Genomic DNA, 19,951 nt, shown 5'->3' with positions numbered 1-19,951 from the left:
CAAGTGAGGATTTCCGGGTTTTTTTTTGCCCGCGATTCGGTGAGTACGGTGCTGGAAGGTATAGGAAAAGCCGATTCAACCTGTCAGGCATGCAGCCGTCTGAGGCGAAATCTAGTGTTGGCATTGGATGATGTCAATATGGGAGGGCCAGCAGAGTCGGTGTTTTTGGTAATTTGAGGCGAGTCTGTCAGATGCAGTCTTGAGGCTATTTAGGAAAATTCCTCAACGACTGTAAGCTCTGCTCGTTTCTGACCTTCCTAGACGCAAAACATCAGCCGTGATCAAAGCGGCATGTGTTTTTGCATGGCGGACGATTGCACCGTCACCCCACCCAGTACCCGTAAACGAAAAGACCGACTCTCGCCGACATTTTCCCCTCCAAGCCCGATGGTTGAGCCACACCGAGCATGAAGGTTAGCTGTTGAGCCAATTTTTGCGCAGCCGAGGGCTCCCCTCCCGCAAAATGGTGCGATTGGTTGTACAGCCTTGGTGAAGTTGTATTCAGCCCCAGTTGTGAGTTCTCACTCCACCCAGACCGAACATCAAGGTGAGCATTATTGAGGACTCCGCACTTTCCTCGGTATTTGTGGAGGGTGGCGGTATTCCAAGATCCTCCCACCATGTACCTGGCCCCATCCCAAGACAACTCATGACTGAGCCCGGTGCCAGCAGGCAGCATCGCCTGATCCAGTGAATATCGTTCGGACTTCAAGCTCGGTAGTTGAGTCAACAGCTTGTACGTTGCAAGCGCCTCCTCTGGTGGATCCAGAAGCGCTGGCTGGTGGTCAGCACTCTTCACGGGTTGCTCCTGCACGGGAGTGATCAGCAGTGGCTCCGCTATAGGCTCGGGAGCCTCAAGCGCCGGCGGTGCTACTGCAGGTGCTGAGACAGGTATTCTGTCATCCACCCGACGCTCCAGCCTGATTGCCCCCTGAGCCTGGCTACGTTCCTGCATTACCGACCGCATGTGATCGTAATCAACCTCGATGTACCCCATGGTCGTCGAGATGTTGGAATGGTTGAGCAAGTCCATAGTCAGGTGGATGTTACGTTCTGGCCTGCGCATCAAGTCTGTGGCCAATGTGTGCCTGAAACGGTGAGGGGTCATTCTTGTTCCAAACCGTCTGAGCAGCTTTCGGTACATGGCCTCGACTTGGTCGGTGTTCATGGTCTTTCGATGATAGTGGTGAGAAAACCGGTTCACGTTGAACAGTTGATCGCCCGCTTCGAATCCAATCTTCGTGGCCTCAGTCCAAACAGTTCTAATGTGCGGCTCAAGGTCTTCATTGATCGGTATGGAGTATTCTCGATGGGTTTTCTCCCGGTCGGCTTGGACACGGATAAGGTTGTCGTCCCAGTTAATATCCTGATAGCGCAGGTTGAGCAGCGCGTTCAGTCGAATGCCGCTGTGGAAAAACAATTCAAACACCGCCAACCAAAACCAGGCGGGGGTTATAGGGCTGCGCTTTTTGGTAAGCCGTTCATCAACCACCAAATCCCGCAGCCAATCTCGCGCACATTTGATCGTATCGCGTGGAATGGTCTTTTTAGGTCGCCTTGGCGGGATCACGGAGGTCTTTTTGAACGGGTTGATCGTCGTGTGGGTCAGCGTGCCGTGTTCAAGCGCATGGCCCCATACGGTGCGCATATGATTTGAGTAGGTGTTCCAGCTCGTTTTCGCCAAGCCACCCTCCAGCAGGTTCTTGCGCAATCTCAGGACAGTTCGTCGGTCTATCGCCTCAAGTGTCACCGTCTCGCCGAAATGCCTGAGCAGCGCACGGGTTGCTGCCAAGTAGATCTTCTGCGTGGCTTCTCGCAGCAGTTGGGTCGAAAGGTAGTCCTGGGTCAGTTCCAGTGGGGTGTTCATTCAGCACCCTCAGATGGAGAGGGCGGGAGGCACAAGCTCACATTGTCGAAAGGAACCTCGTTGAAAAGCGTCATCGGGTCTATGAGCATGTAGCCGCGCAGCTTTTTGGTTGTGCGTGGGCCAACGACGTTGACTGTCCAGATGTTCAGGCTTGCTTCAGTTTTTCGGTGGAGTTTCAGCTTCTCAAAGCTGCGTTGCACCAGTTCCCAGGCATTCAGCTTTTGGGTTTTTGCCTGTGCTTCCAGGGCAGGGAATTCCTGCACGAAGCGTTTGAATATCCCAGGTGTCACCACCATCGCGGTCCCCGATACGGTGTGCACCAGCGCCTTCGCATCATTGATGATGATTTTGTGGGAGGTGATTCCTTCCCTCAGCCAATCAATAAACTCCTGGCCCAGCTCAGTCTTGCCCTTGGGCGGGGCAGTTGCCGTATCGACCGGTTGCGCGTTGGTGTGTGGCACTGGCTGTGCGCTCTGTACTTCGCCGAGGGCGTCGGGGATCAGAGGCGTGATTGATTTTGACGAAGGCACTGCAGGCTGGTCGGGACCGGACAGCAGTGCCAACAGAGCGTCGATCTCCGCGGGTTCATCCACAGCGGGTGCAGTACGACCCAGAGTGGGTTGGTTGACTGCTGGGAAGGGGAGCGTCGTGTTAGTGAGTGGTGGCAACTGGAGGGTATCTTGAGCGTCCTCGGATGCTCCTCCGGATTCGACTTCGACGCTGCCGTTATAGATCGGCGGACGATCACTCGGATTGGTCCAGATCAGCGCCGGGGAGAGCTTGAGCAAGGTGAACGTGTTTCTCCATCCGCGACCGTTATCAATCGTGGCCTTCCAAATGGCTTTGTCTTGCGCGTTTGTTTGAACCACGCCTTGGTCCTGCAGCATGTTGAAAAACGGCGCGTTCGAGCTGGGCACCCCTTCAACGCCCTGTGACAGCAGATAGGCCCTCAGTTGGTCAGCAATGGGCTTGCTGACCAACCACAGAGCATTCTGAGTCAGCCATCCATCAGCAGGGCCATCTGGCTGATTCAGCTTCAAGGTGTCGCGCACTAAGTGACGTAGGCCGTCCGCCAGTTGCCGCTGAAGGGATTGTTTGGGCGCGGCCAATGCGCGAGACGGATTGCCGCTCAGCTCCTGCGCAACGGATGCCTGGTCGGCTTTGATCACGATCTCACCGAGAATGCCGGCATGTTCATACTGGCCGGCCAAAATAAATATCAGCTGTGACCACGCCTCAGGAAAGCCGCTGAGCCAGTCCAATATGTTCGGCGTTAGGATTTGCGAGTAAGCACGCGCTGCGGCAGCCCCGTGAAGCTGGTAGTCCCGATCTTTCACATACCTGAATCGGTACGGCCGTTTGATCGGCCCATGCCACGGATGCCAGGTTTTCCCGTCTTCCAGCTCGATGTGTACATCAACGGCGATCTTGCCGATGTCGTGTATCAGCGCGCCGTAGGCCGTCGCGGCGGTCCAGGCCTCTGCCTGCGCTGATTGAGACTCTGGTGGTGCGCCGATTGGCAACAGATAGGTCTGTCGAATCTTCAGGGCATAGGCGACGATCTCCAGGCCGTGGTCCAGCATTCCACCGAGGTGCGCGTGGTGGTGGTTCTGCGAGGCGGGAAGTTGCTGGACCAACTCTGCATAGCGCTCCAGTGGGCGCCGATAGAGCTCGGCAAACTGTGAGCGCGACAGGGATACGCGTTGCCAAATGTTTTCCAACAGTTTTAGACGACGAGGGTGAGCGAGCAGGACCTGGCTGGTCGTTGGCTCCAAGTAGCCGTCTGGGGTATGAGTGTGGGCGCGTGGTGCTTTGCTACGACGTAGTAGATAGAACATATCCGGCTCCATGTAAGAAACATGGAGCGGGCTTTTCCTCTTTCTGACGGGGTTGATTCAACGAAAAAGCATTGCTCGCTGCCCATCGAAATTCAAAGGGTATTGTGCCATCACGTCCATGTGCTGGCGGATTCTGGAGGGCGTGGACAAGCCTGGAAATCAGACCCTTCTCGATGAAATGTAGTCTGCTTCCTTCATTCCTTGTGCGTCAGCTGTGTGGGACTTTGGTGAATGATCGGCAGATCGAGTCGGAGAAGATGTTTACGAAAGGAAGCCTTAGCCTTTTGCGCAGCAAGCCCTTTCGGGTAGGGCTTTTACCCTTGTGATCCCTTCCATTGGCTTTTGCAGAATCATTTCCTTTTGGGCCATTTTCGGGTCAATCTTTGGCGAGGTGAAGTCTGGCTTCCGCAGTCTCGTGCACCAGACGAACGACCTCGATGGCCTGGTCATCGGCAAGCCGATAAAAAATAACGTGCTGAGGTTTTTGGACAACACCTTCCGAGTTGGCTGCGCGCTTGCGGGAGTGGAGCAGATGAAAGCTTCGGAGGCCTGGTGCAACCTCATCGCGAAAACTGCTGCCAATGCGGTAGGGGACTGCGCCGATATCCTCCAGGGCCGTGAGAATTAGGTCTTGGTAGCGTTGCCGGCAGGCGATGCCGAACTGTGCCTGGTAATGACTCAAGATGTTCACGATATCTGATTGAGCAAGGGTGGAGACTTGGTACTGCGGCATGCTCAATGATTCTCTGTGATCGGTAGTGAAATCTGTTCGGCAAGTGACGCTATGAAACCATCCAGATCTTCCGCGCGAACCTGAGCAAGGTCGCGATCCTTCAGGCTTTTCAGGCCGGTTGAGATGACCTTTCGAAGGTCTTCAGCTTTGGCGGACTCTTCTGCTTCGCGCTGTTCAAGTAGGCGTAGACCTTCGCGTAGGACTTCGCTTGCGCTTTGATAGCGACCTGAAACAACAAGGTCATTGACGACCTGTTCCAAGTGGGGATTTAGTAATACGCTTCGTGTCGCCATGGGATGCTCTGGTTAAAAAAAGTTGCATATTTCACCGGCATATTATGCCGGGCGTATTGAGCAAACATCATCCTCGACGTATACGTTCTTTCGTCTCCCGGATGGGCGGGGTCAGTGGAGAAAAAACATGGCATTTCAAGCCACTCAGGGTTTCGCTAGTCGGTTAGGTTATGCCGTCGGTGTTGGGGCACGTTTTTTTCTAAATGACCGGAATCCACGGTTGAAGTGGATTAAGCGCTCTATTGCGCTCACCGTGGTTGCCGTACTGATAGTAAAAAATGCGTATTGGATTGCAGGGACGCTCTTGTCCCTCGGGAGTGCAGGGCTGGTTATTTGGGCGCTCTCCAAGTCGCCAGAAACTGGCAGTTGGGCGGGCTACAGTCGCGTCGAAACAGAATGCGAAGAGCCGCCCCACCAAGAAGCAGACGAAGGTATGTGGCGTGACGGGCCAGAAGGCTGGGGGCTTTACCGAGTCGATGACGTACGTATCGACTTCTGACGGTCGCAGCTTTTTAGTTTTTCCCCGCAGCCGATCCGATCGCTTGTTTGGCAGGCCCTGCACCGCCAGCTCCAGCTTTTTCTACGGGCATGGATCCCCGCGTCAATCCCTCTAGAACACCGCTGACTTGGATTCCGGCCCATGTCAAAGCTGTCATCCAGAAAAGCGGCAGGATGATGAACATTGAACCCATCACAAAATTCAAAATGGCATCCTGCGTCGCGGTGTTCAGCCCCATAACAGGGTCGAAGCTCAAGTGGGGGGAGCCCATGCCATAAAGCGCATTGAGAATGGTGCTATCCACCCACCTCGCCAGTTGAAACCAGAAATCGACGAATATCAGCGCAAAGAACACAACAGTCATCGTCATCGCGACCCTTAGCTGATAGGCCCCCAGAATCAACACAAACGGAATACAGATCACCATGGCCATCTTCAAAAACGCCATAACCATCGGCAACGCCTGACGCACCATATCCATTCCAGGAAAATACCCCAGCGAGCCCATCGCAACGCCAATCGTCCCCGTTGCCCTGGCCAGGCCATTCCAGATAGTCCCGCCAATTTGCCCGCCGTAATCCGAGTACACATCACCCTTCACCTGATTCGAGGGTGACACCAACTGCCGAACGAGTGACTCATTGACCTTCTCCGGGGACATCCACTTCGCCCAACCCAAAAATCGAGTCAGCAAATCTGGATCGACCTGGCTCTGCAGGCGCTCTTTCAGGCCTACACCTGCATCACTCCACCATTGCTTACACGTCGGGTAGCCACCGCCTCCCGTTACCTGCGGCAAGCCAACATCACGAGCAGGGTTGTACGGCCAAGCCGTGCGGGGCGTTTTGGAGTAATCGGTGTCGTAGTACCCGGCGGAGTTCAGCAGATGACGCGACCCAATCCAGCTCAGGTCCGCGAGGATGTCTGTCGTATTTTTATCGGCGACCACCTCAGGGCTGCGCATAAACAACCGTGCGCGTGACGGGCCGTAGCAGTCGTGGGTGAAGTCGGCGACTTCCTGGGCCAGCAATGGATTGTTAATCCGCGTCCGATCGATCTCCATCCTCATCTGTCGCAGGTCTGTACCACACGGGATGGCTGCCACGGCGCCGCTGGTCAACGCTTTGGACATGGAGTGCATAAACGCCCACCACATGGGCATCTCGGCGCTCTTGCCCGCGAGGGAGCTGAATGTGGTGTTCCAACCCGTTTCGGTCGGTGCCGGTAGGTTGTATTGGCATTGCTGGGATCGGCTTTGATCAAACGCCAAGGTGTCGAAGCTCACGTTGACGGCCGGCACGCCACAGAACGCCACGACTACGAAGCCGACGTAGATATGGGTTTCGATCCGCGCCAACGAAAGCACGCCCTTGTTGCCCTCATCAGCACCTTCTCCGCGCACCTTCAGCCATTCACGGATGACGATGATGCAGAAGGGCAGGGCGAACAGGCCGCTGTCCTGGATCATCGCCCAGATCCCGTTGTTGATGATCCACGCGACCAGGGTGAGGTAATACTCCAGGTAATCGTTGGTATAGAGCGTCATCAGGCACCCCCGTGTAGCAGTAGAACTTTGCTCAGTTCGATCAGCGCAAACAGCAGCACGATCAAAATTTCGATTCTCGTTAAGCGGCCTCGATTTTTCAGTCGAACAGGCTCGGGAAGGCGCGCCTTGAGTTTCGTCCAGGCGACCATCAGGGCTATGTAGAGCAATAGTCGCCAGGCGAGGAGTTCCCAGTAATGGTTGCTGCTCCACACCTCCCACTGTTTGGCGCTGGCAAATGAGACCAGGAAGGCGGCGCACAGCATCATCAAAGTGAGCGACACACCGAATCCCATCAGAAGGGCGCGCCCGATCCGGCGTGTCAGAGAGTGTTTCGTCATGGCGGCTGAGTTTTGAATATCAGTCATGGCCTATGTCTCACTGCCGGCTCGTTGGGGGCTGACTGCAATTCGTTCAGACGGTCGGTTTCTGGATCCCCCTGGAACACGCCGCGAGAGTTTTCAGCACGGGCTTTTCCACGCTCGATGATGGTCATGGGGGAGTTGTTTGCGAGCTGCTGGCGCATGTCCAATTCCATCTTGAGATTGCCGATTTCCTGTTGCAGGGATGACGTCTGCTGGTTCACCGCCTGGACGGCCAGGTCGTTCGCAGCGACGTTCGGCTCCCTGCTTCCGGCAAGCAGCGTGCGCTGCAGGATCAGCGCTTTTTCAAGCACATCGGAGAGTGCAACTTCGGATGCCAACCGACGGGCAAGCACATCCTGGTCGCGCTCATCTTTCAGGGCCGCTATAACGCCTCGGGTGATCGGCAGCGAGTTGCTGCTGGCGGCAGTGAGGTTTTCCAGCGACAGAGGTTTGCTGCCCGACAACATTTCCTGCAGGGCTTTCAGCTTGGTGTCGTAGGTTTCCTGGATCAGAGGCGTCAGCCCCACGCCTGCGGCGGTGACAGTCGTTGGGCAGTTGTCACAGGTCTGCTGTTGTTGTTCGCCGAGGACACGATTGGCGAAGCTGCTGGCTTCTTGCGGGGAGGACCAGACATTGCACACCAGGCCATTGCGGCATTCGTCCTTGCTGATGGAGGACGTGTCCTCGGCACTGCGCTTGTTGAGCAGGTTGTAACCGGCTTTGGTCACATCGCCCACGATACGAATCGGCTTCTGGCTTGAACCGCCCGCTCGATCTCCGCCGACCCAGGTAACTCCATCGTTGCCTGCCTTCTTCTCAACTTGTTCGACGGCAGACACCGCGTCGCTGTTGGCGCTCAGGGTTTGGCTCATCGCTTGACCCTCTGCGAGCTTGCCCCATCCCATCTGATTGCCGGCGATGTCTGCCATCCTGTCGCCGATAGCGCGGCAGGTGCTCTTGGAACGATCAAAATCCAATCGCGCCTGCAGGATGCCGTTAGTGATCAAGTTGTAGAGGGCGGGGTTGGCACGTTGCAGAATCAATGCCGGCAGAGAGGCAACCGCGCCAGTCGCGTTCTGTACCACGGTACTCATGATGTTCTGGAAGCCTGAGGTTGCCCCGTTCAACTGGTTTTCCAGGGTGCTGCTCAGGCTCATGTTTCCGCAGATCAGATTGGTATTCCAGCCGGCGCCCACGGAAATGCTGTCCATGTTGCCGGCGCTGCCCATGGTCACCGCGTTGCCGCCGCCGATGCTATAGAGCACGTCGTCGCCAATGACGCTGCCGGAGGTTGAAGCGTTGATGGGGTCAGCAGCGCTCGCCATCGCACTGAGCAGACCGAAGGCCAGTCCGACCGCCCACGGGGTAAATGTCATGTGGTGCTCCGATTTCATTAGAGGCCAGTGCTGCCCAGAAAGGTCTGACCGCGCCGCTGACAGCAGGAATACGGCCGCCACAGCGCCCAGGCGTAACCGCCGCTCACTGAGTCAATACTGGGCATGATGCTGGGGAACGTTGCGCAGGTCGGGTTGAGCGCTGGGGTCAACTCTTGCCATTTGCCAGTCAGCGCTATGCCTTCCCGCAGCTCACCTGCCGGCCAGTAACCTGGCATGGGGAGGGCGCGCATCGGCTGATAGACGTGAACCTGGCCGAGGCGGGTCGTGATGTCGCCAGCACGCTGCACGATGACTGCACCGGCCTTGTAGTCGTCGACCTGATTGAGGAAGCCGCTGCGTGGGTAGAGATTTCCCCAACTGCTCGCCGTGAAAAGGCTACCAACTTCGCGCATCCCTGGGATGAGGGCTTCGGGGTATACGGATTCGGGCATTCCGTATCGCCAGGCAACAGGGTCCAGCGTGCTGAGGAAGTAGGGCACAAGCGGCAAGGTAGCCCCTTTGCATGCGTAGCCCGAGGCGCTGGCGAACTGGCTGAACGTCGCACCGCCGGGGTGGCCGATGACGTCGGCCTCCTTGAACTTGATAGTGGTGTTTTCAGCGACGTGGTTGGTGGTGCCGTCCTCGCCTGCCTGCGCCATGGGGTTTGGTGAACCGAGAGGAGACATCTCTACCCATGGGTTCATTCCGGTGCTGGAGTAGGCCGACACGACGGCGTCTGGTACGTAATGGCGTACCTTGGCGGAGGTTCTGACCTTGCAGCCGAAGTTTGTGCAGAGTAGCCAGTAGCAGATTCCGACTACCTGGTACTCAAGGCAGGTGGGGGAGAGGGAGGAGGTGATGATTGCTGCGGAGTTGATTGCGGCTGATGTGCTGAAAGATAGGCTGAAGGATATTGCCAGTGATAGTGGGCGGATCAGTCGGGCTACACGCTTCATTGCGATGAACTCCGGTGTTGATTTATCAATTCGACTGCTTTGGCCACGTCCATCTCGCCGTAAACTACATATCGACGGTCAACGACAACTGCTGGAATTTTTTCGATACCCAGGCTCCAGGCGTCAGTGATTTCCAAGTGAGCCTGATTAAGATTGTATTGAAGGCGTTTACCTGTGGGAGTGGAAAGATAGTGTTGGATTGTTGTTGGTGCATGTTCTTGGGTTGAGGGTAGGAAGTGTGATAGCTCGACCTCAATGCGCGGTAGAGAATCTAAATGAATGATGCGCGCCCCTGAGTGAGCGGATATCGGGTGTGCTTGATCAGTTACAATCAATGTTTCTGCACTAGCTATCAAGGGCTTGTATAGCATGAACAGGGGTAGTAAGCCGCGCAGTATCTGATTAGGTTTTGAATTAGAGCCAGTCATGGTGCCTACCGTGGGTGATTTGGTATAGCAAACCGGATGATCTAAAAATTCGCAGTAGGAAAAAGAGTTTTGGGTGTGTACGTATTTTATGAGGAATGCTGACGAGAGCTGATTTTCCGAAATTGATGGCTCGGAGTAATATGGGCTTTTGGTCTGCGCAGTCATTCGCTTTGCGATGATCACCAGTGGGGACAGATCCGCAGGGGCGAACACCCGTCCCAGAATTTTGAGTGGGGGGAAGATTAAATTCTGGTGAAATTCTTGGTGTGGTGTTAAGTGAGTTTTTCTGTTTCTTCTCTGCTAAGTCGCAGTGTGATGGTATTGAAATTAATGTGGTTTATCAATTGGGCAGTAAAAAAGTAAGGTGCGGAGTGGTATGTGTTTAGGTCGTTTTTAATTGGTGAGATGCTAACGGTAAAGCTTATCGGGTGTAGGTTCGGTCTCGTTAAAGAGGGTGTTAATAAAAGGGCCTGCATTTCCGAGCAAAGGGGGGGAGGGTATACCGTTACGATCCCATTTTAGAACCTTTGCTAAATTCTCAGGTATTAATGATTTGTTATAGGTATTGGTTGTTTCTTGCTGTGTTACAGAGTCTAGAGGGTTTGTTTGATTCCAGTTTGTTGCTTGGGCGGAAAAACTATGGAATCCGATTGCTACTGCTGTAAGGCAGGCATTGAAGTTGTACTGGGTGACGTTGTTCTTTGCTTGGGTTTTCATGGTTTTTTCCTGTCTGATTTGCTTCTGAAATGTTTCTATTGTTATAAGCTTTGTGGTGGTGAGGGGGGCTTGAGGCTATGGTAATGTAGCAGCTACAGCACTCTGGTTTTGAGAGCTGTTGTTGGCGCTTCCAAATACATATTCCCCCGATGATGAGATTCCGTTAAGCCAACTTTTTAATCCTCCATTTATGGGTGAGAGCGCTTGAGTTCCTCCTGTTGAGGTCCATATGCAGCCGGTAGGGTGTTCACTAGCGTTTTCGCAGTTTAATGCGACCGTATTATTATCTGCTAATCCCACAGCAGTGGTGCTGACACTCCCAGAAAGTGGAAGGATTGGTTGGACGCTAAAAGTGGTTGACGGATCTTCCCAGAATAAATCTTGTGAGATACCTTGTGAACCCATTCCGCGTGCAAGTATTTTTCCCTGACTGTTAATGGCGACTCCGTAATTTTTAGTGCTCACTGGAACCTCCAGCATATTTGGAATACTAGTCGGACTTGCCCAGAATGCTGTTTTGCTGACGTTTGCTGCGGAGTTTGGGTAGATACAAGTTCCTACCAGTTGAAGCTGATCGTTTAATGATGTCACAAAGCAATAACTGGCTCCGGGTGGTGTGGCTAACGTGGTGCGGCTGTAACCGCTGACGCCCCGCATTACGACGCTAGCTATAAACGTCCCTCCTGTCCCTGGGCAGTTCATTGCAATGCTAGGGTAGCCATTGATCGACGTGCTGTTAATGTCTGCACCAGAGCAGTTATCTCCCCAGTCAGATATTCGCAAAGGTGTATTTGCGCCAGAAAGGTAAAGTACTACGGTTGCTTCTGAACCTGGACTGATACTTTTTCCCAATACTGCACCATGTTTGTTTTGTGCGCTTAGGGCCGTTTTGACATCGGCTGGCCGCAATAGCGGAAATAATAATGTTCCCGGTAAAGGTTTTAGTTGTGTTGGGGAAGTGGTGGGGGAGGCAGCGTTCCAAGTGACTGCAAATGGAATATTGTTAGCGTCGTTACAATTGCCGACTATTGCGCCGCTATTTGAAATCCCTATCACCCAGCAGGGCTGCCCGGAGGCTAAGGGAGGTAGTGTTTGTTGGGGAGTATTCAAGTTTGCAGCGAGCCATGGGGCATTATTAGCGGTAGTGCTAGGGGGGGTGCAGTTACCTACAATTTGTGAGTTGTCATTAACCCACGCTGTAGTACATTGCGCGCCAGCGGCGTGCCCAAGGTCGATAAGTGTAGCCGCTTGGACTGATGCGTAATGTGCGCTGTACATGAATGATGTATAGATTGCTATTTTTTTTATTAAAGTAATCATGGTCATCCTCCTTGTGAGAGTGCCGGGATATTAGGTCTTGTTTTTCGTCGGCTGCGTCGCAAGATTATTGGTGCTGATATTTGAAAAGACAACTGTCAATGTTGACAGTTGCTTTTGGTTTTTGGTAGGTGTAGAGGGGTGTGCGTCATGAAGTATTGGTCTGTTGATGGTGCAAAATTAAAATGGGGTGAAGAGAGGGTGTGCTTACGGTCTCTGAGGTCAAATGTATTGTTTTTAATTTCTAAAATCTGAGAGTCCGACGGAGCTTATTATGTTTCACGGTATTTGAGCGGAATCATTGAGTTTAACAAATGTCTGCACTATCCCATGCTTGCCAAGCTATCCCAGCAGCATGCCTTTTTAGTTACCGTTACTGGCTTCTTTGGTCTGGCGTGCTTCGATACCTCGGCATTGATCTAGCAACGTTGCAACTTCAATAGCTGCATCCAATTCGTCGCATTCCGTTGATTTCATAATGTCAAACCGCTGCTTCTTCTCCTCCGGTTCAGTCATCGCCAACGCCAGATGCAAACTCGGCGGCACCGCTCGAAACAGCATCTCCATGCTCTTCGAAAGAACCACCCCCTCCGTAAACTTCCCGCTCTCCTTCCGCGCCGACAGCATCATCGATTTCTGAGCTGCGCTCAGCTCACGAAACCGCGCGATCTTCTCCACCTCATCCGGCGGCATGTTCAAGCAGATCCACCACTCAATCATATTGAGCAAGGCTGATGCCTCAGGCGGCACGTCGTCCACGTTTTGCGTGGCCATCCAATACCAGGCCCCAAGCTTGCGCCACATCTTCGTGATCTTGACGGAGTAGGAACACAGCAGCGGAACCTTCAGTTGGATATGCCCTTCGTCAGTGAAAAACACCAACGGTCGGCCCTTGAACTGGTCGCGCTCTGCAATGTTATTCACGGTGTTCAGCAGTGAGATATACGAGATGGCCATCTGTGCGCTGTAGCCTTCGCGCGCGTACGTAGCCAGGTCGACGATGGTGATGTCCGCCTCCGGCCACGGTGTACCGGGCCGGTTGAACATGTCTGCCTCGTTGCCCATACAGAACATGGACATGGCCTCAGCCATCTCCAAAAAACGCGCGCTACGAGCCGACGGGATGCCAGGCTCCAATGCGGTATCTCGGAGGGCGTCACGAATGTCTTCTGGCAAGACGATTCGCTGTGCGGCCACACACTTCTGCGCCGCATTGAGAATGCACTGGCGAATGGCGCTACGATCCGCGCGGGTCAGTCGCGCATCTTCCCGATCTTCGCCGCCGGTGATCATCAACCGGGCGGCAATTTCCATCTCGCCCAGAATGTCTCGTTGATCGTCCTCTGTCTGGCTGACCAGGTGCTCGTCCGAGGCTTCAATGTCGTCAGCCGTTAGAACCTTCACGTTTCGGCTCGGCACGACAAGCTTCACCGCGTCGGCGAACGGCGCCAGGCTTACACCTGACCCAGGCGATAGCCGGACACGGTTCACCGTCAAACCCAGCTTCTTCGCAAAATCACCGAACAACCCAAAGCTGTTACCCGCCTCAACAATGAACAGGCGCGGGCGGTAGATCGCGACCAACTGATTCAGCATGCCGGTCGCGCTGGCCGACTTGCCGGCACCGGTCGGGCCGAACATGAACAGGTGTGCGTTCATCTGGCGGTCGAGTTTGTTGAGTGGGTCGAATGTAATTGGAGCCCCGCCACGGTTGAACAGGGTAATTCCCGGGTGTCCGGTCCCGGTAGATCTGCCCCAGACGGGCGCCAGGTTCGCAATGTGCTGGGCGAACATCAGCTGTACGTACCATTCCAGGGCTTTGCGTTCGTTCGGGTCGAAGTTGCCGGGTAGCCATCTGACGTAGGAGTTCAGTGGGGCGACCTCGTCCTGCGGCTCGACGGGTTCCATGCCGGCACCCAACAGCGCGGTGCTGAGTTGCAGGCTGCGCTCCTGCAATTGCACCTGGTCCTTTCCGCGTAGGAAAAACGCCACGCTGCCCTTGTATAGCTTGTGATGGCGCCCTAGCATTTTCCGCGCTGTACCTACATCTTCGCGCGTCAGTACCGATGCCTGCGTATCGCCGATGGCCTTACGTGCAAGCTGCTCCAGATGCCCCTCAAGAATGTCCTGGGGCGTAATCACGAGCGTGATGCAGAGGATGGTGTCCTCCGGCATTTTGTCGAACAGCGCGTTGAGCGCATCGCCACCCTTGCGGGTTTCACCGGTCAGGTGGCCTGTCTTCGGTGCGCCGCGCAGTCGATCAAGCATCACCACACGGTGGGGGAGGCCGTCGAAGTACCACAGGCCTTTTTCCATGTCTGACAGTGGTTCGCGGTAGCAAAGGTTCTGTGAGAAATCGGTGCCGCTGGCGAGCGGCAATTCGTCTGGTCCCGCATCCGGCACAGGCTTGCTCACCAGTTCGTAGAAACGGCGTATGTCAGCATCTGTGGGGCCGAGGTGATCCGGTCGGGGATTGAACCAGTGAATCAACCAGTGCCGGATGGCATGGCCATCCATGCGGTGAGTTTTTATGCCGGCGTTTTCCAGGCCTCCCACCAAGCGGTCACAGATGATTTTCAGGTAGGGGCCAGGGGCCTGGCCGCGCACATCGGCTTCCACGCCGCGGGTCCGTCGATAGACTACGAGCCGAACACGACGCTGCTGACCTCTCCAGGGCAACTGGCTGACTTTGGTGTCTTCGAACAGGCCGCCCGGTTTAGAGATGGCTTCCAGGTGCTGCTTCATGAGCGCCAGGTAATGCTCGGTAAACGTGGTGCCCCGTGCGCGAGGCTGAATGTAGTCGTGCAGTCGTTGCAGGTAGTCGTCCCAGTTGGTTTCGTCCTGGGCGTACAACTGAACTACCCATGGCGATGTTTCCAGCTCGTCGAAGGAATCCTGCAGAGCGTTCTCCAGGGCATCACGCGCTTTGCGCAGCCACTCGGGGTCTCGGCCTTCGGTGCCGATCGGCGTCAGCTCAAAAAAGGCTGCGCGGGATACACCGTCCTCCAACAACATGGCTTGCTCGTCAGGCAGGTAATCGATCCAGGGCAGCAGGTCTACGAAGGATGGATTGACGTTGTACAGGCGACGAACATCAGCCGTGGTTGCAGGTTTTTTCTTCGGGTTTCGCCAGTCTTCTGGAGAGGGGATGCCCAGCGCTGCCAACCGGCTCAAGTAGCGCTGTGTTGCTGAATCGGTGTTATCCGGGGCTTCAAAATCAGCTGTCTTTCGCTTGTTGAAACGCTCAAAGAGGTCCATCAGTAATCCTCCGTCCGCTCACCCGGCATGGCGTACTGCACGCGCTGATACAGCGGGAAGACTGTGCTGTATCCCGGAATAGGCGCCGGGTCTGAGCCCGCCAAATGGGGGAATACGTACATCACCAGGTCCGGGTTAGGCAGGCGCTTAAACTGGCTGTAGATCTCGTTTTGAACCGTGCGGGTGTACGCAATATTCTCGGCCCGCCCATCCTCCAACGACCTTCGTAGACCCAGGCGCGCGTCGAGCAACTGACGGCTGCTGGCGCTGTTACTTGAACCAATGGCCCCTTGCTCCCACACATCCATCATCGTGTTGTCGCCATGAGGCAGCAGTTCCTCTTTGCTCGTGGCGCAACCCGTGGACAGCAGCGTAACGGCCAGCCATACACCGTAGTTAATCAAGCGCAGTCGAGACATGACGGGCTCCTGAGCGATAGTCGACCTTGCGGCCCTTGAGTTCGTAATCGATGGCCAACTGCTGGTCCAGGTGCACGGCGACTTTCGCGCCGGGCTGCACGTACACGGCCGCAAAGGCTTGTCCGTAGAGCTTGTTGACCCAGCTGGAGATGTCATTGACGCCTTGGCCAATGATCTTGCCCATGGCTTCACTGCCGGAAAGCCCCACGGTGCCCACCGCCCCGGACTGGGTGTTCACGAAGGAACTGACGTTGCCGTCCGGCTTGATCAGCGAAGCGGCACCGGCGCCGGCAGCGGTGATCAGCACCTGGGAGCCGATGTACTGCGAGGCGTTGCTCTTGCGTTCGCCACTGATGCAGGGAATGCCGTAGGCGTCGCTGATCCAGCCCAGGCCACCCTGGTTCGAAGCCTGGTTGCTGCTGCCCGCTGCTTCCTCGGGCGGTGCGGGGAGCGTGCGGACGGTGCCGTCGTTGAAGACAAACGTCAGGCTTTTGATCTGCCCGCGCACGCAGGACAGTGTCCAGTCGCCTGCCGCCGTTCCGCTGGCGACGGCGCCGGCGACGTCGGGTAAGTCGATTCCGTTGGCGGCGAGGTTGTCCGGGCCGATCAGGACCTTGAACGGGTAGGGGTCGTTGACGGTGCCGTCGATAGGCACTCGGCCGATCAGCGCGGACATCGCTACCGACCCCATCAACGTTGAGTTCTGGGGCAGGGTGTAAACCTTGCGCACCTGTTTGCGCGCTTCCTGCGGGGAGACTTCACTCGCCACCGCTTGGGCGCTGGCATTCAGCGTGTTCTGGCCATGGCCCAAGGCTTCACCAAACGATGTAGGAAAGCTGAAGCCATTGGCTGCTTGAGTCGAACCCGCCGCAATCGGTTTGCCGTTGACGTCTACCGGCCTGGCGTCCTGCGCTTCGATCCAAATGATGTCGGTGCTGGGGGCTTTTTTGAAACCCTCGCCATCACCTGGCTGCAAGCCAAACCCGATGGGCAAGTCAGCCACTGTCGAGTTCATCGCCTCGGTTTTGTTGCTCAAGGTGTTGAGCTGTTGTTGCAAGTTGTCCAGGAGTGATTGGCTTTGCTGCTGCGATTGTTCTTTCAGCGTGTCCTGGGCGCTTTTCAGTTTGCTGTCGACGTTTTGGTCGATGTTCTGAAGGCGTTGAGTTAAATCCAGATTCTGCTGCTTCAGCTCGTCGTTGCTTTTCAATGCGTTGGAGACTTGTGTTTTGAGCTGCCGGCTCTCCGAAACGATGGTCCGCAGGGTGTCGGCGGGAGTATCACCGTCCACACCCAGTTTTTTCGCCTCGTCAGCACTGAGCATTAGGGCCTCAGTTTCTTGAGCGTCCGGCTGTGCACTGCCGCCACTGAACAACTTGGCCACGATGAAAATCGCCAGGATCGCGAACGGAATAACCAGGAATTTGAGCAGCGGATTATTCTTCACGGCGCCCTCCTTTCGGATCGATCTGCCCGATGGCCACCGGCAGGATTGATTCGGCCAGGCCATGGCCACGGGTTACCAGATACACCGTCGTTGTGTCGCTGGCATCACCGTGGGCCCCGAGGTAGGGGTGCTGGAATGTCGCAGTGACGAAATCTCCCATGAGGTCCCTTGGATCAAGAGCCAGGTGTTGGGCGCTGGAGTTGCGCAGCTTCACTGCCGTCACCCTGTACTCATCCAATCGCCACGCACCTAAGGCAGACGCTTCCACTGGCAAGGTCGGGAGCAGGGTGCTGAGGTTCATTCCCCGATTGAGCTTGACCTGGGCGATGCCCTCCAAGGGTTCAACCGTGCGTAGAGGCGCATACAGCATCTGGGCGGCATACCGCGTCATCACGACGGGCAGAGGTGTTTCACGATGAGGCATCTGTGAGACCTCCTCGGCAGAGTGATCGGACGGCGGGGTAGGGCGGTTGCTCGAAGCTTTGGCGCTGGCTTGCCCATATCGTGTGGCAGGGCTTTCGCCGGCAACGATCTTCACCGGCTCAGGGGCTTGCTGGTTTGCAGTTCCGGCTGTCGCGATGATGTCCACCAGCATGATCTCGCCGCTGACCACGTTTTGCAGTTGCAGGCGAGTGGGTTCAATCGGCTCCTGAGCCAGCAGGTACAGCGCACCGCCTGTGCTTTGAACGCGCAGCTTGTCGACCAGGTTGCGGGGTATACCGACTCGAATATTTTGATCGACAAAGACAATGCGCTCTTGCCCGACGATCAATGGCAACGCCAGCGGAATACGCTCCCAGCGCATGATTTCCACGGCATTGGCGATAGCGCACTGGCCGAGTGTGAGTAACCCAGCAACGAGCAGGCGGCGCATCATGGCTTGCCTCCGGATTTTGGCAGTTCAGCAGAGACCTCGATCCGTTGGGGGCTACCGCTGTAGCAGTCCCAGGCGAGGCCGAAGGGGTTGGTTTCGGGATCGATGTCGGAGCGAATGATGTGCAGGGGATAGCGGGCAAAGGCGCGCTTCACAATTTCACCGCCGTAGTGCTCGTCCGCGATGATGTCTAGGTTCACAGTCCAGTCGTTGATGCTGAGCGTCTCGATGCGTTGTACCGACGTATCGTTCAGCCCGCGCCCAGGGATCTCAGAGACACCGCGCTCGCGCCTGCGCAGCTCGCCGCTGTTACGGCGAAGCTCGAAGTCTTTCTGCAGGTACGCCTTGCAGGTCGGTGTGAGATAGCTGCCTAGACGGGTGATGTTGTCCTCGTAGTCGACTTCACCGTCATTCGGCCAGCGGTTGATCTGCTGGAAAATATAAAAACCGAAGGCATACACGGACTCCGTCGGAACGTCCCACCAATGGCGGGTGCTGCCGGATCTAAGGTATGGCGGAACGTGGATGGTTAGATCGCGCGGGGCGCTTTGCCAGCCGTAAGCCATATAGAGCCCCAGAATCACCAGCAGACCAATGATCAGACGCAGGCTGCTGATGTGGGCGTGTTGCGCATCCACTTTTTTGCGGTAGGTCATGAGCCCTCCGTGCGACGGCAGGTCCAGGCACCACTGCGAGTGATCAGGCGTGCGTTGTTCCAGGTGGGAAAGTGTTGGGCGAGCGTCAGTTGCATCTGGCGATACAGCCATGTGTCCGGCCTCCCGCGTTTCCATCGCCTTAACAGGCGGCTGGCAACGGTCAAACCCAGTACACCTCCCGCCAATGCGCCGACGATGATCAGCGCCCAAACATGGGTCAGAATCGCGAAAGCAATCCCCAGCACCATCCCGACGGCGCCACTGAACAGCACCGTGCCCCACATCTCGTCGACGGTAAGGCCACCGATTACCGCCGGCTGGTCATTCAAACGGGTGGGCAAGAAACTCAACGTGCCGTCTTCAAGAACATCTGGCATGGCGGACCCTCGTTACAAAATGCCGGTGGCTTTCGTGACGAGGAAGATCCCAACGCCGAGAACTCCCACCCCCACCGTGGCGGTGGCGCCAAGGTCGCGCCATTTCTTCTTGCCGTCCTGGATCTCGTGATAAACGCCGAAGGCATGCCAGGCCACACCGAGGAACATCACGCCCAAGATGACCAGGCCGATCAGCATGAAGGCGTCGAAGCCATAGTTCTGCATGGTTTGGATCAGGTTGGTGCCCTCGCCACGTGAGGGGGGCTGTGCAGCCGGCAGAGCAGCGGATGCGAACGAGGGCAGCAACGTTGCGCCAGTCACGGTGTAGAGGGTTTTGGTAAGGCAAGACATGTTGAGACTCCGACTGGGTCAACTGAGGATGAAAAAGGTGAGGATCACGCTGAGCAGAAGGACCCGGACAACCGACGGTGCCGCGATGGCTTGTTCCAGGTTCCCGGTGGCCCAGCCTCGGTAGCAGCTCCAGGTTGCCCAGGCTGCCCAGAGGAAGGTGATGGCTATGGCGAAGCCTACGAACAACAGGTAGCTGGCGCTGGGAGGGAAGCCGCCTGATGTTTGGAAGGCGGAGGCTTGGGGGCCGGACATGCTCATGGCTGGCGGCCTTCGGTTGTGTAGTTGCCGGAAAGCTCGACGGGGCCCCTAGGCTGGGCTCGGCTGGGGGATAGGTAATCTTTCAGACCGTGGCGAATGCGGGCGATGTCGTCTGTTAGACGCTGGTAGTCGAAGAAGTAGCGCTTGCCGGTTTCGTCCGCAAGGTGAGGGCTGCGGTGGGCGGTGTCTTCCAGAGCATTTAGCTGGCGGAGTATTGAGTATAAGTTCGCTCGTTCGTATGCGACGTCGGCATTTGCACAGCTGATAGGTGCGCAATACAAAGAAACTGTTAAAACTCCGCCTACTAAAATTCTATAAGTCAACGCAATGTTGTCAGTGTTTTGGGGCACGGCTTGGCTCTCTTGGTTCTGTTGACCTAGTT

The 19,951-nt window shown here is 55.9% G+C and carries 21 protein-coding genes; 1 reads left to right on the top strand and 20 read right to left on the bottom strand.

Features of this window, described 5'->3' with window-relative positions; genetic code table 11:
- Positions 1-322: 322 nt before the first annotated feature.
- The 4 genes from AYR47_RS33260 to AYR47_RS31685 all read right to left on the bottom strand — a co-directional run bounded on the left by AYR47_RS33260 (position 323) and on the right by AYR47_RS31685 (position 4,731).
- Positions 323-1,867 carry a site-specific integrase gene (locus AYR47_RS33260; protein ID WP_082781453.1) on the bottom strand — a complete coding sequence of 515 codons (1,545 nt, stop codon included), beginning with the start codon at positions 1,865-1,867 and terminating at the stop codon, positions 323-325.
- Positions 1,864-3,705: a MobH family relaxase gene (gene mobH, locus AYR47_RS00430; protein WP_061433911.1), complete on the bottom strand. Its 1,842-nt coding sequence runs from the start codon at positions 3,703-3,705 to the stop codon at positions 1,864-1,866. Before mobH ends, AYR47_RS33260 begins: the two co-directional genes overlap by 4 nt.
- Before the next feature lie 376 nt (positions 3,706-4,081).
- Positions 4,082-4,438: a type II toxin-antitoxin system RelE/ParE family toxin gene (locus AYR47_RS00425; RefSeq protein WP_061433909.1), complete on the bottom strand. Its 357-nt coding sequence runs from the start codon at positions 4,436-4,438 to the stop codon at positions 4,082-4,084.
- A 2-nt stretch (positions 4,439-4,440) separates the two neighbouring features.
- Entirely contained in the window at positions 4,441-4,731 is a 291-nt protein-coding gene (locus tag AYR47_RS31685; protein WP_082781452.1) for a type II toxin-antitoxin system ParD family antitoxin, read from the bottom strand.
- Between the two features lie 127 nt (positions 4,732-4,858).
- Here AYR47_RS31685 and AYR47_RS00420 point away from each other — a divergent pair, with 127 nt between their 5' ends.
- The gene (locus tag AYR47_RS00420) at positions 4,859-5,230 is read left to right on the top strand and encodes a hypothetical protein (protein WP_061433907.1); all 372 of its coding nucleotides are present in this window, start codon (positions 4,859-4,861) and stop codon (positions 5,228-5,230) included.
- A 13-nt stretch (positions 5,231-5,243) separates the two neighbouring features.
- On the opposite strand, the gene AYR47_RS00415 is transcribed toward AYR47_RS00420, so the two are convergent.
- The 16 genes from AYR47_RS00415 to AYR47_RS00355 form a co-directional block, all read right to left on the bottom strand.
- A complete protein-coding gene (locus AYR47_RS00415; protein WP_061433905.1) occupies positions 5,244-6,776 on the bottom strand; it encodes a conjugal transfer protein TraG N-terminal domain-containing protein in 1,533 nt (510 codons plus the stop codon).
- A complete protein-coding gene (locus AYR47_RS00410) occupies positions 6,776-7,141 on the bottom strand; it encodes a hypothetical protein (protein ID WP_061433903.1) in 366 nt (121 codons plus the stop codon). Before AYR47_RS00410 ends, AYR47_RS00415 begins: the two co-directional genes overlap by 1 nt.
- A complete protein-coding gene (locus tag AYR47_RS00405; RefSeq protein WP_061433902.1) occupies positions 7,138-8,514 on the bottom strand; it encodes an integrating conjugative element protein in 1,377 nt (458 codons plus the stop codon). The genes AYR47_RS00410 and AYR47_RS00405 overlap by 4 nt, the downstream gene beginning before the upstream one ends.
- A gap of 17 nt (positions 8,515-8,531) precedes the next feature.
- Positions 8,532-9,470, bottom strand: a complete 939-nt coding sequence (locus tag AYR47_RS00400) for a TIGR03756 family integrating conjugative element protein (protein ID WP_061433900.1) — start codon at positions 9,468-9,470, stop codon at positions 8,532-8,534.
- Complete coding sequence (locus tag AYR47_RS31680) at positions 9,467-9,898, bottom strand: TIGR03757 family integrating conjugative element protein (protein WP_082781451.1); 432 nt, start codon at positions 9,896-9,898, stop codon at positions 9,467-9,469. Before AYR47_RS31680 ends, AYR47_RS00400 begins: the two co-directional genes overlap by 4 nt.
- A gap of 408 nt (positions 9,899-10,306) precedes the next feature.
- Positions 10,307-10,615: a hypothetical protein gene (locus AYR47_RS32445; RefSeq protein WP_156487767.1), complete on the bottom strand. Its 309-nt coding sequence runs from the start codon at positions 10,613-10,615 to the stop codon at positions 10,307-10,309.
- A gap of 75 nt (positions 10,616-10,690) precedes the next feature.
- The gene (locus AYR47_RS31675) at positions 10,691-11,935 is read right to left on the bottom strand and encodes a hypothetical protein (protein WP_237142525.1); all 1,245 of its coding nucleotides are present in this window, start codon (positions 11,933-11,935) and stop codon (positions 10,691-10,693) included.
- Between the two features lie 360 nt (positions 11,936-12,295).
- On the bottom strand, positions 12,296-15,190 hold the full coding sequence (locus AYR47_RS00395; RefSeq protein ID WP_082781449.1) for a conjugative transfer ATPase: 2,895 nt from the start codon (positions 15,188-15,190) through the stop codon (positions 12,296-12,298).
- Positions 15,190-15,609 carry a TIGR03751 family conjugal transfer lipoprotein gene (locus AYR47_RS00390; protein ID WP_061433898.1) on the bottom strand — a complete coding sequence of 140 codons (420 nt, stop codon included), beginning with the start codon at positions 15,607-15,609 and terminating at the stop codon, positions 15,190-15,192. The genes AYR47_RS00395 and AYR47_RS00390 overlap by 1 nt, the downstream gene beginning before the upstream one ends.
- Positions 15,587-17,053: a TIGR03752 family integrating conjugative element protein gene (locus AYR47_RS00385; protein ID WP_061433896.1), complete on the bottom strand. Its 1,467-nt coding sequence runs from the start codon at positions 17,051-17,053 to the stop codon at positions 15,587-15,589. The genes AYR47_RS00390 and AYR47_RS00385 overlap by 23 nt, the downstream gene beginning before the upstream one ends.
- The gene (locus AYR47_RS00380) at positions 17,043-17,930 is read right to left on the bottom strand and encodes a TIGR03749 family integrating conjugative element protein (RefSeq protein WP_061433894.1); all 888 of its coding nucleotides are present in this window, start codon (positions 17,928-17,930) and stop codon (positions 17,043-17,045) included. The genes AYR47_RS00385 and AYR47_RS00380 overlap by 11 nt, the downstream gene beginning before the upstream one ends.
- Positions 17,927-18,583: a PFL_4703 family integrating conjugative element protein gene (locus tag AYR47_RS00375; RefSeq protein WP_061433893.1), complete on the bottom strand. Its 657-nt coding sequence runs from the start codon at positions 18,581-18,583 to the stop codon at positions 17,927-17,929. Before AYR47_RS00375 ends, AYR47_RS00380 begins: the two co-directional genes overlap by 4 nt.
- Positions 18,580-18,960, bottom strand: coding sequence for a TIGR03750 family conjugal transfer protein (locus tag AYR47_RS00370; protein ID WP_061433891.1), 381 nt, complete (start codon positions 18,958-18,960; stop codon positions 18,580-18,582). The genes AYR47_RS00375 and AYR47_RS00370 overlap by 4 nt, the downstream gene beginning before the upstream one ends.
- A 12-nt stretch (positions 18,961-18,972) precedes the next feature.
- Positions 18,973-19,311 carry a TIGR03745 family integrating conjugative element membrane protein gene (locus tag AYR47_RS00365; protein WP_061433889.1) on the bottom strand — a complete coding sequence of 113 codons (339 nt, stop codon included), beginning with the start codon at positions 19,309-19,311 and terminating at the stop codon, positions 18,973-18,975.
- An 18-nt stretch (positions 19,312-19,329) separates the two neighbouring features.
- Positions 19,330-19,569, bottom strand: a complete 240-nt coding sequence (locus tag AYR47_RS00360; protein ID WP_061433888.1) for a TIGR03758 family integrating conjugative element protein — start codon at positions 19,567-19,569, stop codon at positions 19,330-19,332.
- Positions 19,566-19,880 carry an integrative conjugative element protein, RAQPRD family gene (locus AYR47_RS00355; RefSeq protein ID WP_420492084.1) on the bottom strand — a complete coding sequence of 105 codons (315 nt, stop codon included), beginning with the start codon at positions 19,878-19,880 and terminating at the stop codon, positions 19,566-19,568. Before AYR47_RS00355 ends, AYR47_RS00360 begins: the two co-directional genes overlap by 4 nt.
- Positions 19,881-19,951 lie beyond the last annotated feature (71 nt).

The sequence above is a fragment of the Pseudomonas azotoformans genome, from assembly GCF_001579805.1.
Lineage (GTDB): Bacteria > Pseudomonadota > Gammaproteobacteria > Pseudomonadales > Pseudomonadaceae > Aquipseudomonas > Aquipseudomonas azotoformans_A.
This window is presented reverse-complemented; position numbering and strand designations above follow the sequence as displayed.

Excerpts from the sequence above, each read along its gene's own strand:
- AYR47_RS00400 (WP_061433900.1), bottom strand. The coding sequence starts at position 9,470 with ATGAAGCGTGTAGCCCGACTGATCCGCCCACTATCACTGGCAATATCC.
- AYR47_RS00410 (WP_061433903.1), bottom strand. The coding sequence starts at position 7,141 with ATGACTGATATTCAAAACTCAGCCGCCATGACGAAACACTCTCTGACA.
- AYR47_RS00370 (WP_061433891.1), bottom strand. The coding sequence starts at position 18,960 with ATGCCAGATGTTCTTGAAGACGGCACGTTGAGTTTCTTGCCCACCCGT.
- AYR47_RS00420 (WP_061433907.1), top strand. The coding sequence starts at position 4,859 with ATGGCATTTCAAGCCACTCAGGGTTTCGCTAGTCGGTTAGGTTATGCC.
- AYR47_RS00415 (WP_061433905.1), bottom strand. The coding sequence starts at position 6,776 with ATGACGCTCTATACCAACGATTACCTGGAGTATTACCTCACCCTGGTC.
- AYR47_RS00380 (WP_061433894.1), bottom strand. The coding sequence starts at position 17,930 with ATGATGCGCCGCCTGCTCGTTGCTGGGTTACTCACACTCGGCCAGTGC.
- AYR47_RS32445 (WP_156487767.1), bottom strand. The coding sequence starts at position 10,615 with ATGAAAACCCAAGCAAAGAACAACGTCACCCAGTACAACTTCAATGCC.
- AYR47_RS00375 (WP_061433893.1), bottom strand. The coding sequence starts at position 18,583 with ATGACCTACCGCAAAAAAGTGGATGCGCAACACGCCCACATCAGCAGC.
- AYR47_RS00425 (WP_061433909.1), bottom strand. The coding sequence starts at position 4,438 with ATGCCGCAGTACCAAGTCTCCACCCTTGCTCAATCAGATATCGTGAAC.
- AYR47_RS00405 (WP_061433902.1), bottom strand. The coding sequence starts at position 8,514 with ATGACATTTACCCCGTGGGCGGTCGGACTGGCCTTCGGTCTGCTCAGT.
- AYR47_RS00360 (WP_061433888.1), bottom strand. The coding sequence starts at position 19,569 with ATGAGCATGTCCGGCCCCCAAGCCTCCGCCTTCCAAACATCAGGCGGC.
- AYR47_RS31685 (WP_082781452.1), bottom strand. The coding sequence starts at position 4,731 with ATGGCGACACGAAGCGTATTACTAAATCCCCACTTGGAACAGGTCGTC.
- AYR47_RS00395 (WP_082781449.1), bottom strand. The coding sequence starts at position 15,190 with ATGGACCTCTTTGAGCGTTTCAACAAGCGAAAGACAGCTGATTTTGAA.
- AYR47_RS00390 (WP_061433898.1), bottom strand. The coding sequence starts at position 15,609 with ATGTCTCGACTGCGCTTGATTAACTACGGTGTATGGCTGGCCGTTACG.
- AYR47_RS31680 (WP_082781451.1), bottom strand. The coding sequence starts at position 9,898 with ATGACTGGCTCTAATTCAAAACCTAATCAGATACTGCGCGGCTTACTA.
- mobH (WP_061433911.1), bottom strand. The coding sequence starts at position 3,705 with ATGTTCTATCTACTACGTCGTAGCAAAGCACCACGCGCCCACACTCAT.
- AYR47_RS00365 (WP_061433889.1), bottom strand. The coding sequence starts at position 19,311 with ATGTCTTGCCTTACCAAAACCCTCTACACCGTGACTGGCGCAACGTTG.
- AYR47_RS33260 (WP_082781453.1), bottom strand. The coding sequence starts at position 1,867 with ATGAACACCCCACTGGAACTGACCCAGGACTACCTTTCGACCCAACTG.
- AYR47_RS31675 (WP_237142525.1), bottom strand. The coding sequence starts at position 11,935 with ATGATTACTTTAATAAAAAAAATAGCAATCTATACATCATTCATGTAC.